This window comes from Microbacterium sp. NPDC056736 (genome assembly GCF_042790415.1).
Classification (GTDB): Bacteria; Actinomycetota; Actinomycetes; order Actinomycetales; family Microbacteriaceae; genus Microbacterium.
Genome location: NZ_JBHTZE010000002.1, coordinates 336,400 through 350,798, shown reverse-complemented (window position 1 = coordinate 350,798; position 14,399 = coordinate 336,400). Strand labels below are relative to the sequence as shown.

Annotated in this window: 13 protein-coding genes; 10 read left to right on the top strand and 3 right to left on the bottom strand. The window is 71.0% G+C overall.

All coding sequences use genetic code 11. The features are described 5' to 3' along the window. Positions 1-32 precede the first annotated feature (32 nt). Genes secD through ACFRAL_RS06170 form a run of 3 tightly spaced genes read left to right on the top strand, consistent with a single transcriptional unit; the run spans position 33 to position 5,050 of the window. Positions 33-1,754 (top strand): protein translocase subunit SecD, encoded by a 1,722-nt coding sequence (gene secD, locus ACFRAL_RS06180; protein ID WP_336398005.1) that lies wholly within the window; start codon positions 33-35, stop codon positions 1,752-1,754. Continuing rightward, positions 1,754-2,746 (top strand): protein translocase subunit SecF, encoded by a 993-nt coding sequence (gene secF / locus ACFRAL_RS06175; protein WP_336398004.1) that lies wholly within the window; start codon positions 1,754-1,756, stop codon positions 2,744-2,746. The genes secD and secF overlap by 1 nt, the downstream gene beginning before the upstream one ends. Before the next feature lie 54 nt (positions 2,747-2,800). Continuing rightward, the gene (locus ACFRAL_RS06170; RefSeq protein WP_336398003.1) at positions 2,801-5,050 is read left to right on the top strand and encodes a bifunctional (p)ppGpp synthetase/guanosine-3',5'-bis(diphosphate) 3'-pyrophosphohydrolase; all 2,250 of its coding nucleotides are present in this window, start codon (positions 2,801-2,803) and stop codon (positions 5,048-5,050) included. On the opposite strand, the gene ACFRAL_RS06165 is transcribed toward ACFRAL_RS06170, so the two are convergent. From ACFRAL_RS06165 to ACFRAL_RS06155, 3 genes are all read right to left on the bottom strand, one after another. Beyond that, positions 5,020-5,586 carry a hypothetical protein gene (locus tag ACFRAL_RS06165; RefSeq protein WP_378880850.1) on the bottom strand — a complete coding sequence of 189 codons (567 nt, stop codon included), beginning with the start codon at positions 5,584-5,586 and terminating at the stop codon, positions 5,020-5,022. The two genes, ACFRAL_RS06170 and ACFRAL_RS06165, sit on opposite strands and share 31 nt — an antisense overlap. A gap of 101 nt (positions 5,587-5,687) precedes the next feature. After that, complete coding sequence (locus tag ACFRAL_RS06160; protein ID WP_378880848.1) at positions 5,688-7,193, bottom strand: DUF349 domain-containing protein; 1,506 nt, start codon at positions 7,191-7,193, stop codon at positions 5,688-5,690. Positions 7,194-7,303: 110 nt separating this feature from the next. Beyond that, positions 7,304-7,624: a dioxygenase gene (locus ACFRAL_RS06155; protein WP_336398000.1), complete on the bottom strand. Its 321-nt coding sequence runs from the start codon at positions 7,622-7,624 to the stop codon at positions 7,304-7,306. A 238-nt stretch (positions 7,625-7,862) separates the two neighbouring features. Here ACFRAL_RS06155 and ACFRAL_RS06150 point away from each other — a divergent pair, with 238 nt between their 5' ends. The 7 genes from ACFRAL_RS06150 to alaS all read left to right on the top strand — a co-directional run bounded on the left by ACFRAL_RS06150 (position 7,863) and on the right by alaS (position 14,389). Further along, a complete protein-coding gene (locus ACFRAL_RS06150; protein ID WP_378881300.1) occupies positions 7,863-9,158 on the top strand; it encodes a replication-associated recombination protein A in 1,296 nt (431 codons plus the stop codon). Between the two features lie 69 nt (positions 9,159-9,227). Beyond that, on the top strand, positions 9,228-9,767 hold the full coding sequence (locus ACFRAL_RS06145; protein ID WP_378880845.1) for a PadR family transcriptional regulator: 540 nt from the start codon (positions 9,228-9,230) through the stop codon (positions 9,765-9,767). Further along, complete coding sequence (locus ACFRAL_RS06140; protein WP_336397997.1) at positions 9,764-10,057, top strand: hypothetical protein; 294 nt, start codon at positions 9,764-9,766, stop codon at positions 10,055-10,057. Before ACFRAL_RS06145 ends, ACFRAL_RS06140 begins: the two co-directional genes overlap by 4 nt. 2 nt (positions 10,058-10,059) lie before the next feature. Beyond that, positions 10,060-10,449 (top strand): hypothetical protein, encoded by a 390-nt coding sequence (locus tag ACFRAL_RS06135; RefSeq protein WP_336397996.1) that lies wholly within the window; start codon positions 10,060-10,062, stop codon positions 10,447-10,449. 176 nt (positions 10,450-10,625) lie between these two features. Continuing rightward, positions 10,626-11,255, top strand: a complete 630-nt coding sequence (rpsD, locus tag ACFRAL_RS06130) for a 30S ribosomal protein S4 (RefSeq protein ID WP_336397995.1) — start codon at positions 10,626-10,628, stop codon at positions 11,253-11,255. Positions 11,256-11,357: 102 nt separating this feature from the next. Then, positions 11,358-11,639, top strand: a complete 282-nt coding sequence (locus tag ACFRAL_RS06125) for an ATPase (RefSeq protein WP_336397994.1) — start codon at positions 11,358-11,360, stop codon at positions 11,637-11,639. A gap of 92 nt (positions 11,640-11,731) precedes the next feature. Next, positions 11,732-14,389, top strand: a complete 2,658-nt coding sequence (alaS, locus tag ACFRAL_RS06120) for an alanine--tRNA ligase (protein WP_378880840.1) — start codon at positions 11,732-11,734, stop codon at positions 14,387-14,389. The last annotated feature ends 10 nt before the right edge of the window (positions 14,390-14,399 follow it).

The following is a 14,399-nucleotide window of genomic DNA, read 5'->3' as shown; positions in this document are numbered from 1 at the left end:
CGCCCGTTCGGGCATCCCAAGAAAGCAGAGACGTGGCGACATCCACTCCCGTCCGGCATGCGTGGCGCGCGCTGACCGGCCTCCTCGCCATCACGGCCCTCCTGTTCGGCATCAACGCCCTGGGCGTGTACGTGTTCGGCCAGAGCTCGTGGACCCCCGCTCTCGCCCTGGACCTCCAGGGCGGCACCCAGATCGTGCTCGAGGCCCAGACCGAGGACGGCGCCGACCCGTCGGCCGAGCAGATGGAGCAGGCCGTCACGATCATCCGTCAGCGCGTCGACGCCTCCGGCGTCGGCGAGGCCGAGGTGACCACGCAGGCGGGCAACCAGATCGTCGTGCAGATCCCCGGGCAGGCCGACGAGGAGACCCGCAACCGGATCGAGGCCTCGGCGCAGCTCCAGCTGCGCGCCGTGCTGTACGCAGGCGACCCCGCCACCGAGTTCGTCGGAGAGGACGGCAACGCCACGCCGTATCCGACTCCCGACCCCACGTTGCAGGCGACGCCCACGACCTCGCCGACCAACGGCAGCGACACCGCGTGGATCACGCCGGCCCTGCAGGCCGAGTTCCTCGCGTACGACTGCTCCGACCCGGCCAACGACCCGGCCAGCGCTCCGGCCGACGAGCCGCTGATCACCTGCGACGCCGACCGCACGGTCAAGTACATCCTGGGCCCGGTCGAGCTCGACGGCTCGTCGATCGACGACGCGACGTTCGGCCTGCAGCAGCAGAACGGGCTGTGGGCGGTCAACCTGCAGTTCGACGGCGAGGGCACCCAGATCTTCGGCGAGATCAGCCAGCGCCTGTACGGCGCCCAGGCGCCGCTGAACCAGTTCGCGTTCGTCCTGGACGGGTACGTGCTCTCGGCGCCCTCCATGAACGGCGTCATCACCGACGGCAAGCCGAGCATCACCGGCAGCTTCACCCAGGAGACCGCCAAGGTGCTCGCCGACCAGCTCAAGTACGGCGCGCTGCCGCTGAGCTTCACGGTCGAGAGCTCCAACTCCATCTCGGCGACGCTCGGCTCGCAGCAGCTGCAGATCGGCCTCATCGCAGGTCTCATCGGTCTCGCGCTCGTCGCGCTGTACTCGCTCATCGTCTACCGCGCGCTCGGGTTCGTCATCATCGCCTCGCTGGCGGTCATGGCCGTGCTCACCTACGTCACGCTGTGCATCCTCGCGTGGCGCATGGGCTTCCGCCTCTCGCTGGCCGGCGTCGCGGGCCTCATCGTGACGATCGGCTTCACGGCCGACTCCTTCATCGTCTACTTCGAGCGCATCCGCGACGAGCTGCGCGACGGCAAGTCGGTCACGGCGGCCGTCGAGGACGGCTGGGGACGCGCGAAGCGCACGATCTACATCTCGAAGTCGATCAACATCCTCGCCGCAGTGGTGCTCTACATCCTCGCGGACTCGACGGTGAAGGGCTTCGCCTTCACCCTCGGCCTCACCACGGCCATCGACGTCCTGATCTTCATCCTGTTCACGCACCCCGTGATGCAGCTGCTCGTGCGCACGAGGTTCTTCGGGTCGGGGCATCCGCTGTCAGGGCTCGATCCGACGGCGCTCGGCGCGGTGTACCGCGGGCGCGCGCAGTTCCGCGAGCCGGTGCTCGCCGGCGGCGCCGCCGGACGCCGCACCGTCAAGGCCCGCGGCGAGGCTGTGCGCCGCCAGACGATCGCCGAGCGCAAGCAGGCCGAGCTCGCCGCGGCCGACAGCAGACCGGGCACGACCGTCAAGGAGGGAGACGACTGATGCGCTCCATGAGCCAGCTCGGCAACGACCTCTACACGGGCAAGACGTCGTTCCCCTTCGTCGGACGCCGCAACCTGTGGTTCCTCATCGCGGCGCTCCTCGTCCTCGGCTCGGTTCTCGTGCCGCTGTTCCGCCCGATCCAGTTCTCGATCGAGTTCACCGGCGGCTCGCAGTTCACCGTCAACGGCGTGCAGTCGCCGGTCGACCAGTCGCTGGCGACCGACGCCGTGCTGTCGGTGGTGCCCGAGGCGACGACGAAGGTGGTCACGATCGGAGAGGACGCCGTCCGCGTCCAGACCGATCAGATGACGGATGCCGAGAGCCGCGAGGTCTCCGACGCCCTCGCCGAGGCGTACGACGTTCCGGAGAGCGAGGTGAGCTACGCGTTCATCGGCCCCAGCTGGGGTGCCGACGTGACGCGGCAGTCGCTGTGGGGACTGGCGATCTTCCTGGCCCTGACCTTCATCATCCTCGCGCTGTACTTCCGCACGTGGAAGATGTCGGTGTCGGCGATCATCGGCCTCGTCGACGTCCTCATCATCACCATCGGCGTCTACGCGCTGTTCGGGTTCGAGATCTCGCCCGCCGCGGTGATCGGCTTCCTGACGATCCTCTCGTACGCCCTGTACGACACCACGGTCGTGTTCGACAAGATCCGGGAGAACACCAGCGAGGACGGAGAGGTGTCGGGGCGCACCTTCGGTGAGTCGGTCAACCTCGCGGTGAACCAGACGCTCGTGCGCTCCATCAACACGACCGTCGTGGCGATCCTGCCGACGGGTGCGATCCTGTTCATCGGCCTCATCTGGGCCGGCGCGCAGACGCTCACAGACCTGTCGCTGTCGATCTTCGTGGGAACGATCGTGGCCGCGTACTCGACCATCTTCGTCGCCGCGCCGCTGTACTCGCTGCTGCGTGAGAACGAGCCGGCGATCAAGACGCGCGACGCGCGCGTCGTGACGGCGCGCGAGCTGGCCGGCACCCCGGCCTGAGCGCACGACGCGCGGGCGTAGGATTGTGAGGTCCGGCGGAGGGGAGGGTTTCGAATGACCGAGACCGTTCCCCCCGCCCAGTCCTCGTCGCTTCGGCGTCTCGTGCCGCGCATCTTCTCGCGGTCGGCACGGCGCGACGACGTCGAGCAGCTCCTGCGCACGGTGCGCACGCACCACCCCAAGGGCGATCTGTCGATCGTCGAGCGCGCGTACTCGGTCGCCGAGTCCGCCCACTCCGGCCAGGCGAGGCAGAGCGGCGAGCCCTACATCACGCATCCGCTCGCGGTGGCCCAGATCCTCGCCGACCTCGGTCTCGGCCCGCGTGCGATCGCGGCGGCCCTGCTCCACGACACAGTGGAGGACACGCACTACTCGCTCGAGATGCTCACGAGCGAGTTCGGCGACGAGGTCGCGATGCTCGTGGACGGGGTCACGAAGCTCGACAAGGTCAAGTACGGCGAGAGCGCCCAGGCCGAAACCGTCCGCAAGATGATCGTCGCGATGTCCCGCGACATCCGCGTACTCCTCATCAAACTCGCCGACCGGCTGCACAACGCGCGCACCTGGGGCTTCGTCCCGCCGGAGAAAGCTCGCAAGAAGGCCACTGAGACGCTCGAGATCTACGCGCCGCTGGCCCACCGGCTCGGCATCCAGGCGATCAAGTCCGAGCTCGAGGACCTCTCGTTCGCCGTGCTGCACCCGAAGCTGTACGCCGAGATCGACAGCCTCGTCAAGCAGCGCACGCCGCAGCGCGAGCAGTACGTGCAGAACGTGATCGCCGCGGTCGACAGCGACCTCCGCGAGCTGCGCATCCGCGGCCGCGTGATGGGCCGCCCCAAGCAGCTGTACTCGGTGTACCAGAAGATGGTCGTGCGCGGTCGCGAGTTCGACGACATCTACGACCTCATCGGCATCCGTGTCCTCGTGGGCAGCGTCCGCGACTGCTACGCCGTGCTCGGTGCGATCCACGCACGCTGGACGCCGCTGTCCGGGCGCTTCAAGGACTACATCGCGACGCCGAAGTTCAACCTGTATCAGTCGCTCCACACCACGGTGATCGGCCCGGGCGGGCGCACCGTCGAGATCCAGATCCGCACGCACGAGATGCATCAGCAGGCGGAGTACGGCGTGGCCGCCCACTGGAAGTACAAGGAGCAGATGAACGGCGGCAAGACGGACGCCAAGTCCGTCGACACCGACATGGCGTGGCTCGCGCACATCTCCGACTGGCAGGCAGAGACCGCCGACCCGGGCGAGTTCCTCGACTCGCTGCGGTTCGAGATCGGCGCGAAGGAGGTCTACGTCTTCACGCCGAAGGGGCGCGTGATCGGCCTCCCGGCCGGCGCGACCCCGGTGGACTTCGCCTACGCCGTGCACACCGAGGTGGGCCACCGCACGATGGGTGCGAAGGTGAACGGCCGCCTGGTGCCGCTGGAGTCCGAGCTCAAGAGCGGTGACGTCGTCGAGGTGTTCACCTCCAAGAACCCCGACGCCGGCCCCAGCCAGGACTGGCTCGGGTTCGTCAAGAGCACCCGCGCGCGCAACAAGATCCGCGGCTGGTTCACCAAGGAGCGCCGCGAGGAGGCGATCGAGCAGGGCAAGGAGTCGATCGCCCGCGCGATGCGCCGGCAGAACCTGCCGCTGCAGCGCCTGATGAGTCAGGACTCGTTCACCGAGGTCGCCCACCAACTGCGCTACGAGGACGTCTCCGCGCTGTATGCCGCCGTCGGCGAAGGTCACGTCTCGACGCAGTCCGTGATCGAGAAGGTGACCGCGCTCGTCGCCGCCAACGACACCACGACGGGTCCGATCGACCTGCCGGTCGTCGGTCGCTCCCGCGCGCCGCGCGGCGGGGACTCCGGCGTCCTCGTCCGCGGAGCCCCCGACATCCTCGTGAAGCTGGCCAAGTGCTGCACGCCGGTCCCCGGAGACGAGGTCGTCGGCTTCGTGACCCGCGGCAGCGGCGTCTCGGTGCATCGGACCGACTGCACGAACGTGAAGTCGCTGATGGCGGACCAGGAGCGCCTGATCGACGTCGAGTGGGCGCCGACCACCAAGAGCGTCTTCCTGGTGCAGATCCAGGTCGAGGCGCTGGACCGCTCCGGGCTGCTGAGCGATGTCACGCGCGTGCTCAGCGAGCACCACGTCAACATCCTCTCGGCCACCGTCTCGACCTCGAACGACCGGCTCGCCCTCAGCCGGTTCGTGTTCGAGATGGGCGACATCGTCCACCTCGACCGCGTGCTGAACGCGGTCCGGCGCATCGACGCGGTCTACGACGTGTACCGCGTCACGTCGTCCTGATCCGCGGCCTGGATCCGTTGGAGCACCGCCAGGGCTGATCGCTTGTGGGGGAGCGTCCCGGCCTCCAGACGTGCGATCGCGAGGGGGACGAGGGCCGGAGCGGCCGCGGCGAGCAGCCGCGCCGCCCGCACGTGAGGCCCGTCGCCGAGCCGGGCGAGGTCGGCGAGCGTGCGCTCCGGCGTCGTCACCAGGACGCCGCCGACGCGCTGGAGGTCGTCGGGCGCGACGGCGAGGTCGCGGTAGACCAGCCGGCGGTCGGGGACGAGGTGCAGCCGCCGCGGCACCGCCCGCTGGACGGTGTGCCGGGCAGGCGGCAGCGGGAGCCCGCCGTGGATCCACGCGGCGGTGAGGTGGGTGGCGGCGAGGGTGTCGCCGAGTATCGGGGTCAGCGACCCCGCCCGCAGCGCCGCCGTCTCGACGGCGTCGGCCGGGATGTACGCGTCACCGAGTGCGACGAGGTCGCCGTCGAGGCAGGCGGCCGTGAGCTCGGCCTCCGAGAGGCGATCGTCGGTGAAGTAGAGGAACGGCGATCCCATGGGGGAAGTGTGCCGCAGCGCGCCGCCGTCGCGGGCGCCGCATCGGCCGGGCTGTGGAGAACGCGACCGGCGTCAATCCCTCCGGCCGTGCGTGCGTCGGCTCAGCCGCCCAGTGCCTTCAGCCACGAACGGCGGGCCTCCAGCGCCTCGGTCGCCTTCGCGATCGCGCGCTTGTCGCCCGTCGCTTTGGCCGCCTCCACCTCGTCCTCGAGCTTCTGGATCGCGTCGGTGAGCTGGCGCGTCATGTCGTTGGCGCGCGCCTTCTGCTCGGGGTCGTTCCGCTTCCAGTCGGCGTCTTCGCGGGTGCGCAGCGCGTTCTCGACGCGCCGGAGCTCGTCGTCGAGGGAGCGCTCGGTGTCGCGCGGGAAGACCCGTCCGATCTCGTCCCAGCGGCGCTGGATGCCCGTGAGGATCGACCTCGCCTTGGCGATGTCGCGCTCGTCGCCGACCGCCTTCGCCTCCTCGAGCAAACCGCGCTTGAGCTCGATCTTCTCGCGGGATGCCTCGGCGTCCGCCGCCTCGCGCTCCACGCGTGCGCCGTAGAGGGCGTCGCCGGCGGCCTTGAACCGGGCCCACAGCGCGTCGTCGACCTTCTTGCCGGCCCGGCCGGCGGTCTTCCACTCGTCCAGCAGCTCGCGGTAGGCGGGGATGCCGTCCTCGCCCTTGGACGACAGCGCCTCGGCCTTCTCGACCAGACGGCTCTTGCGGTCGCGAACGGTCTTGTGGGCCTCGTCGAGCTCGGCGTAGAACGCACGACGGTGCTTGTCGACCGTCGCACGGGCGTCCCGGAATCGCTTCCAGAGCTGCTGCGCGGTCGACTTCGGCAGGCGGGGGCCGCTCTGCTGCTGCGACTGCCACTGCTCGAACAGCGCGTTGAGGTCGGCGCTCGCCTGCTTCCACTGCACCGTCTTGGGGTCGCGCGCCGCGAGGGCCTCGGCCTTCTCGACGAGCTCCGTGCGTGCCTTGACGGCGTCGTCGACGGCCGCGCGGGCCGCCACGGCCTCGGTCTCGGACTCCGCGGCGAGGGTCTCGGTGAGAGCAGCCACGCGGGCGGCGAGGCTCGCGAGGTCGCCGACCGCCGCGGCGCCGTCGAGCTTGCCGTTGATGGTGCGGGCGGTGGCGCGCAGGTCGGATGCGGACGCGCCGCCGCGGCGGTGACGCACCTCGAGGAGCGTCACCTCGCTCGCGAGGTCGGAGTACTTGCGCTCGAAGTACGCCAGGGCCTCCTCGGCGGAGCCGTCGGGATACTGGCCCACGACGCGCCACCCGGCGGCCTCGCGAACCGAGACGGTGCCGTCCTCGTCGACGCGGCCCCAGGGCTCGTCGGACGCCGGAGCGGGCGTCTCGGCGCCGGCGGCGGGCCCGGCGTCGGCGACCGCGGGCTCAGCGTCGGCGACCGCGGGCTCGGCGTCGTCCGTCGACTCGGGGGTCTGCTCGGGCTCGGCGTCCGCGGGGGCCTCGTCGGGCGAGCCGTCGGCCGCGGCCGCGGCATCCGTCCCGTCCGCCGTGATCTCGGCCGCCTCCGCGGTCGCGGGGTTCTCGTTCTCGCCGGTCCCGGTGTTCTCGGGGGCGTCGGTCTCGGGCTGGAAGTCTGCTGCGGCAGTCACGGGATGCACCTCATCGCGGCTCGCGCCGTCTGTAGGGAGTAGGACGGCTAAAGCCTAGTACGGCGGATGCCCCGACTCCGATGACTTCGCCGCCTCGGAGATCGACCTCGTCAGGACGTCGCGGTGGGGCTCGGCGTCGGCTCGGGCGTCGTGGTGGGCGCGGGCGTCGACGACGGGGTGGGCTCCGTCGGCGAGGGCGTGGGCGTGGTCACCGACGTCGGGGACGGGGCAGGTGCTCCGGGCCCCGCCACGAAATAGACCGTCTGCGCGGCGATGAGTCCCAGCACCAGCACGCCTCCCGCGATGCCGGCGATGAGATTGTCGCGGCGACGGCGACGGGCCTGGTCCTCATGGAACTGCCGACGCGCCTGATAGAGCCGCGAGCGCTCCTTCTCGGCACGTGCGCCGCGATCCTTGCCACCGGTCGCCACGGGACCTCCTCGTTCGCCTCGTCGCCGGCCGTCCCGCGCGGGGGAGGGCCCGGTCGTCCGCTCCGGACCGGATCGGGCCGCGCGGTGCTCCCGGGGCGCGCCCGGGCGGGTTGATCCTACGGGGCACGCCCGGCGGCGGCCAAAACGCCCCGGATCCGCCGTCCGCGCACCGGGATAGCCTGGAGGCGTGACCAGTCCGACCGCGCTCTTCCAGGGGCTCACGCCTCTCGCGGTCCGCATGCGTCCGACCTCGCTCGACGAGGTGGCCGGTCAGTCGCACCTGCTGCGCGCGGGATCCCCGCTCGTGACGCTCGCGAACCCCGAGGCGGCCGCGCGCGCCGCGACCTCGGTCATCCTGTGGGGGCCGCCCGGCACCGGCAAGACGACCCTCGCCCAGGCGATCGCGCGCTCCTCCGGCCGGCGGTTCGTCGAGCTGTCCGCCGTGACGGCGGGCGTGCGCGACGTGCGCGAGGTGATGCAGGAGGCGCTGACGCAACGCGATCTGTACGGGCAGTCGACCATCCTCTTCCTCGATGAGATCCACCGCTTCACCAAGGCGCAGCAGGACGCCCTGCTGCCCGGCGTCGAGAACGGCTGGGTTGTCCTCATCGCGGCGACCACCGAGAACCCCTCGTTCTCGGTCATCTCCCCGCTGCTGTCGCGCTCGCTCCTGCTCACCCTCAAGCCGCTCACCGACGACGACCTGCGCATGCTGCTCGACCGGGCGGTGGCCGATCCGCGCGGACTGTCCGGCGCGGTCGCGCTGGGCGACGAGGCTCGCGACGCGATCGTGCGCCTGGCATCGGGGGACGCGCGGCGAGCCCTGACGGCGCTCGAGGCCGCGGCATCCCTCGCGGTTCCCGACGACGATCCCGACGACGCCGAGGCGGCCGGGGTCCCCGAGATCACGACCGAGCAGGTGTCGCAGGCCGTCGACCGGGCACTGCTGCGCTACGACCGCCAGGGGGACGAGCACTACGACGTCATCAGCGCGTTCATCAAGTCGATCCGCGGCTCGGACGTCGATGCCGCCATCCACTACCTCGCCCGCATGATCGAGGCGGGGGAGGACCCCAGGTTCATCGCCCGCAGGCTCATCATCTCCGCTGCCGAAGACATCGGACTGGCCGATCCGCACGCGCTGCCGATCGCGGTGGCAGCCGCGGATGCCGTGCAGTTCATCGGCATGCCGGAGGGCCGCATCCCGCTGGCAGAGGCGACGGCGTACCTCGCGACCACGGCGAAGTCCAACGCCGCCTACCTCGCGATCGACAAGGCGATCGCCGACGTGCGCGCGGGCGGCTTCGGGCGGGTCCCGGTCCATCTGCGCGACGCGCACTATCCGGGCGCCAAGCGCCTCGGTCACGGCAAGGGCTACGTCTACCCGCACGACGCCGAGATCGGCATCTCGCCGCAGCAGTACCTTCCGGACGAGCTGCGCGGACGCCGGTACTACGAGCCCAAGGCGCTCGGCGCGGAGCGCGACGTGCAGGCGCGCCTCGAGAAGATCCGGCGCATCCTCGACGGCAGCTGATCGATATCCCTCAGAGGTAGATATATATCCCTCAAAGGGATATCGTGGCGTTCGACCCCGGGGGCGCCCATGCAATTCGTCATCCTCGGCCTGCTGCTCGGCGGGCCGCTGTCGCTCTACGACCTCCAGAAGCGGTTCGCCGCGGGGATCTCGCTGTTCTACAGCGCGAGTTCCGGCAGCATCCAGCGCGCCCTGCAGCACCTGACCGCCGCCGGCGCAGTGGTGGTCGAAGAGGCCGACGGCACCAGGCGCGGCCGAAAGGTCCACCGGATCACCGACGAGGGCACCCGACGGTGGCGGGCCTGGATGCTGGCGCCCATCCCGCAGGGGACGGAGGCCGAGACGACCGTGCTCGCCAAGGTGTTCCTCCTCGGCAGGCTCGAGCCGGCGTCGGACCGCGCCGGCGTCCTCCGCACCATCCGCGAGCACGTCGACGACTCGCGGCGGGCGCTGGAAGCCCTCGCCGTCGAGGTGGACGCGCGGACGGGGGATCTCGACCCCGCCACCCAGCGGCTGTTCGCGTACCAGCGCGCGACGCTGGACTACGGCCTGCGCTCGCACGCGCTGATGCGCGCCTGGATCGACGAGATGGGGGAGAAGCTGCCATGACCGCGAAGCCCCGCGCCCGCGCGCGGACCCTCTTCGGACTCGCGTCCGCGGCCGCCCTGGTGGTGACCGTGGTCTTCGCCACCGTCGGCGACGGCGTGGAGGTTCCCGAGGCCACGGGGCTGCGCCTGGCCGTCGTCGACGGCGGCCACACGCTGGTGTGGGCCCTCCTGACCGCCGCCTTCGCGATCGCGGCCGTCCGCGCGCGCTGGGGCCGCCTGTCGAACGGGCTCGCCGTCGCAGCGGGCATCGCGTACGCCATCTTCCTCATCGCCGTCTTCGTGTGGAGATAGGGATGCCGCCGACCCCCGCCCTCGTCGCGGCCACCGTTGCCACGCTGATCCTGTGCGCGCTCGCGGTGCTGCAGGCCTGCGTGGCCGCAGGCGCACCGTGGGGAAGGTTCGTGTGGGGCGGCGCCCATCGTGTGCTGCCGCGTCGCCTGCGCATCGGCAGCGCCGTCTCGGTGGTGCTGTACGCGGCCTTCGCTGTCGTGCTGCTCAGCCGGGCGGGCGCGCTGCCCGGCGGCGACAGCCCCGCCGTCGCGGTGATCACCTGGGTGCTCTTCGGTTACTTCGTCGTCGGCATCGCCATGAACGCGGTCTCGCGCAGCCGGGCCGAGCGCCTCACGATGACCCCCGCCTGCGCCGCTCTCGCAGCCGCCACGCTGGTCGTCGCCCTCTCATGAAGGGCCCGGCGGACCTCTGGTAGGCTTGAGCGGCTCGAAACACCGTTTTCGGGCATCCCCTCTCTTCTTCACCGACCTGCCGGCATGCCCCGGCGTGCAGTCCGGACAGGGCGAAGACAGGGCGATACGCCCGCGAGCCGTGAAAGACACGGCAGCGTCATCGAAAGGAACACTTCGTGGCTACGAAGTCCCAGGACCGCCGCAAGGTCCGTCTGTCGCGCGCGCTCGGCGTCGCGCTCACCCCGAAGGCCGCCCGCTACCTCGAGAAGCGTCCCTACGCTCCGGGCGAGCACGGCCGCACCAAGCGCAAGGCCGACAGCGACTACGCCGTCCGTCTCCGCGAGAAGCAGCGTCTGCGCGAGCAGTACGGCATCCGCGAGAAGCAGCTGCGCATCCAGTTCAACGAGGCCCGCCGCACCCAGGGCCTGACCGGTGAGAACCTGGTCGAGCAGCTCGAGATGCGCCTGGACGCCCTCGTGCTCCGCGCCGGCTTCGCCCGCACCACCGCGCAGGCGCGTCAGCTCGTCGTGCACCGCCACATCCTCGTGGACGGCCAGCTCGTCGACCGCCCGTCGTTCCGCGTGAAGCCGGGTCAGCTCATCCATGTCAAGGGCAAGAGCGAGGGCCTCGAGCCCTTCCAGGTGGCGGCCGCCGGCGGTCACGCCGACGTCCTGCCCCCGGTCCCGGGCTACCTCGAGGTCGAGCTCGACAAGCTCCAGGCCCGCCTGGTGCGCCGCCCGAAGCGTGCCGAGGTCCCCGTGGTCTGCGACGTCCAGCTCGTCGTCGAGTACTACGCGGCCCGGTAACACGGTCGCACGAAGGGCGCCGGGGCAACCCGGCGCCCTTCGTCGTTTCCGCATACGATGGGAGGATGCCGCGCTCCGGCGGCCCCGCGAGGAAGTGGTGACATGAAGCTCCTGTGGTTCCTGTTCGGCATCGCCGGCGGATTCGTCCTCGCGCACCTGGTCAACAAGGACCCGCGTGGCCACGAGATCCTCGCCGAGGTCGACGCCCGCATCACGGAGTTCACCGACCGCATCGGCGACGCGTACCGCGAGCAGGAGTCCCGGTTCGCGGGGATCGTCGACGACGTGCGCGATGCCGCCGCCGACGCCGCGGGCACGGCCGCCGCCGCGGCATCCGAGGTCCTCGACTCGGCTCAGACCGCCGCCCGCAAGATCGCGGACTGACGACGCCGGCCGCCACGCGGCCACCGGCTCCGAACACCGTCGAAACACCCTCTCCCTCACGCACGCCCCCGCACGCATCAGCAAGGACCCGCATGAAGACCGCCGAGATCGCCCAGCGCTTCCTCGATTACTTCGAGAAGAACGGCCACACCATCGTCCCGTCGGCCTCGCTCGTGACCGACGACCCTGCGCTGCTGTTCACCGTGGCCGGCATGGTGCCCTTCATCCCGTATCTGTCGGGCGACGTGCCCGCGCCCTATCCGCGGGCCGCCGACAACCAGAAGTGCATCCGCACGAACGACATCGAGGAGGTCGGCAAGACCCCTCGGCACGGCACGTTCTTCCAGATGCTGGGCAACTGGTCGTTCGGCGACTACTTCAAGGAGGGCGCGATCCGCTACGCGTGGGAGCTCCTCACGAGCGCCGAGGCGGAGGGCGGCCTGGGCTTCGACCCGAAGGACCTGTGGGTGACCGTCTACGAGGAGGACGACGAGGCCCACGACCTGTGGCTGCGGCTCACCGGCCTGCCCGAGGAGCGGATCCAGCGTCTGGGCAAGGACACCAACTACTGGAGCACCGGGCTGCCCGGCCCCGCCGGCCCCTGCTCGGAGATCTTCTTCGACCGCGGCCCCGCGTACGGCGTCGACGGCGGCCCCGCCACCGATGACGACCGGTACGTCGAGATCTGGAACCTCGTGTTCATGCAGTACGAGATCACCAACGTGCGCTCGAAGTACGACTTCGACGTCGTGGGGGAGCTGCCGAACAAGAACATCGACACCGGCATGGGCCTGGAGCGCATCGCGTTCATCAAGCAGGGCGTCGACAACATGTACGAGACCGACCAGGTGCGTCCGGTCCTGGACCGCGCGGTGGCGCTGTCGGGCCGCACGTACGGCGCGAACCACGACGACGACGTGCGCTTCCGCGTGGTCGCCGACCACGTCCGCTCGTCCCTCATGCTCATGTCGGACGGCGTCACGCCGTCCAACGACGGCCGCGGCTACATCCTGCGCCGCCTGATGCGACGGGTCATCCGCTCGATGCGCCTGCTCGGCGTCGACGGGCCGACGTTCGCAGAGCTGTTCGCGGCCTCGCGCGATGCCATGAAAGATGCCTACCCCGTCGTCGAGACGGACTGGGCGCGCATCTCGCAGTACGCCCTCGCCGAGGAGGCCACCTTCCTGCGCACCCTCGCCGCGGGTGAGGCGATCCTCGAGGAGTCCCTGACCGGGACGAAGGCCGCCGGCGGGACCTCCATCCCCGGCGATGAGGCGTTCCTGCTGCACGACACCTACGGCTTCCCGATCGATCTCACCCTCGAGATCGCCGAGGAGGCGGGCCTGAGCGTCGACCGGGCCGCGTTCGACACCCTCATGCAGGAGCAGCGCGCGCGGGCCAAGGCCGATGCGCGCGCCCGCAAGCGTCAGCTCGCCGACACCAGCGTGTACCGCGATCTGCGCGCGCAGGGCGAGACGGTCTTCACGGGGTACACCGACCTCGAGACCGAGTCGCGCGTGCTCGGCATCCTCGTCGACGGCACGTCGGTCGATCGCGCGAGCGTCGGGCAGATCGCGGAGGTCATCCTCGCCGAGACGGCGCTGTACGCCGAGTCGGGCGGACAGGTCGCCGACAAGGGCGTGATCGTGGGTCCGGGCTACGAGCTCGAGGTCCTCGACGTGCAGAAGCCCGTGCCGGGCCTGGTGAGCCACACCGTCGAGGTCTCCACCGGAGAGGTCGGCGTCGGCCAGCCGGCCACGTCGGTGGTGGATGCCGCGAACCGCCGCGCCGCCCGCCAGGCGCACTCCGCGACCCACCTCGTGCACGCGGCCCTGCGCGACACGCTCGGCAAGACCGCGACGCAGGCCGGCTCGCTGAACCGCGCCGGCTACATGCGCTTCGACTTCTCGTGGGGCCAGTCGCTGTCCGACCAGACGAAGTCCGAGATCGAGGAGATCGCCAACAACGCGGTGCGGGACAACCTCGAGGTGACCACGCGCGTGCTCCCGCTGGACGAGGCCAAGGCCCTGGGCGCGATGGCGCTGTTCGGCGAGAAGTACGGCGACACGGTGCGCATGGTCGACATCGGCGGCCCGTGGTCGCGCGAGCTGTGCGCCGGCACGCACGTGTCGGCGAGCGCCGAGGTCGGACTCATCAGCCTCGTGGGCGAATCGTCTGTCGGCGCCTCCAACCGCCGTGTCGAGGCGCTGGTCGGCCTCGACGCCTTCCGGTCGCTGGCCGCGGAGCGCGCGCTCGTCTCGCAGCTCACCTCCTCACTCAAGGCGCCGCGCGAGCAGCTCCCCGCCCGCATCGCCGAGCTCCAGGCCAGCCTCAAGGCCGCCGAGAAGAAGATCGCGGCTTTCGAGGCCAAGGCGCTCGGGGACCGCCTGCCCGCCCTCGCCGGCACCGCGACCCGCGTCGGTGAGACCCTGGTGGTCGCCGAGTCGCTCGGCACCGCCGCGTCGGCCGACGACGTCCGCTCGCTCGCCCTCCAGGTGCGCGAGCGCCTCGGATCGGACGCCGCCGTCGTCGCACTGGGCGCCGTCGTGAACGACCGCCCCGTCGTCATCGTCGCGACCAACGACGCCGCGCGCGCCGCGGGCGCCAAGGCGGGCGCTCTCGCCAAGGGCGCCGCGGGCGTGCTCGGCGGCGGCGGAGGCGGCCGAGACGACGTCGCGCAGGGCGGGGGAGCGGATGCCGCCTCCCTGCCGGCCGCGCTGGCCGCCGTGAAGGACGCCCTCGCCGCGTGAGCGGCGCACG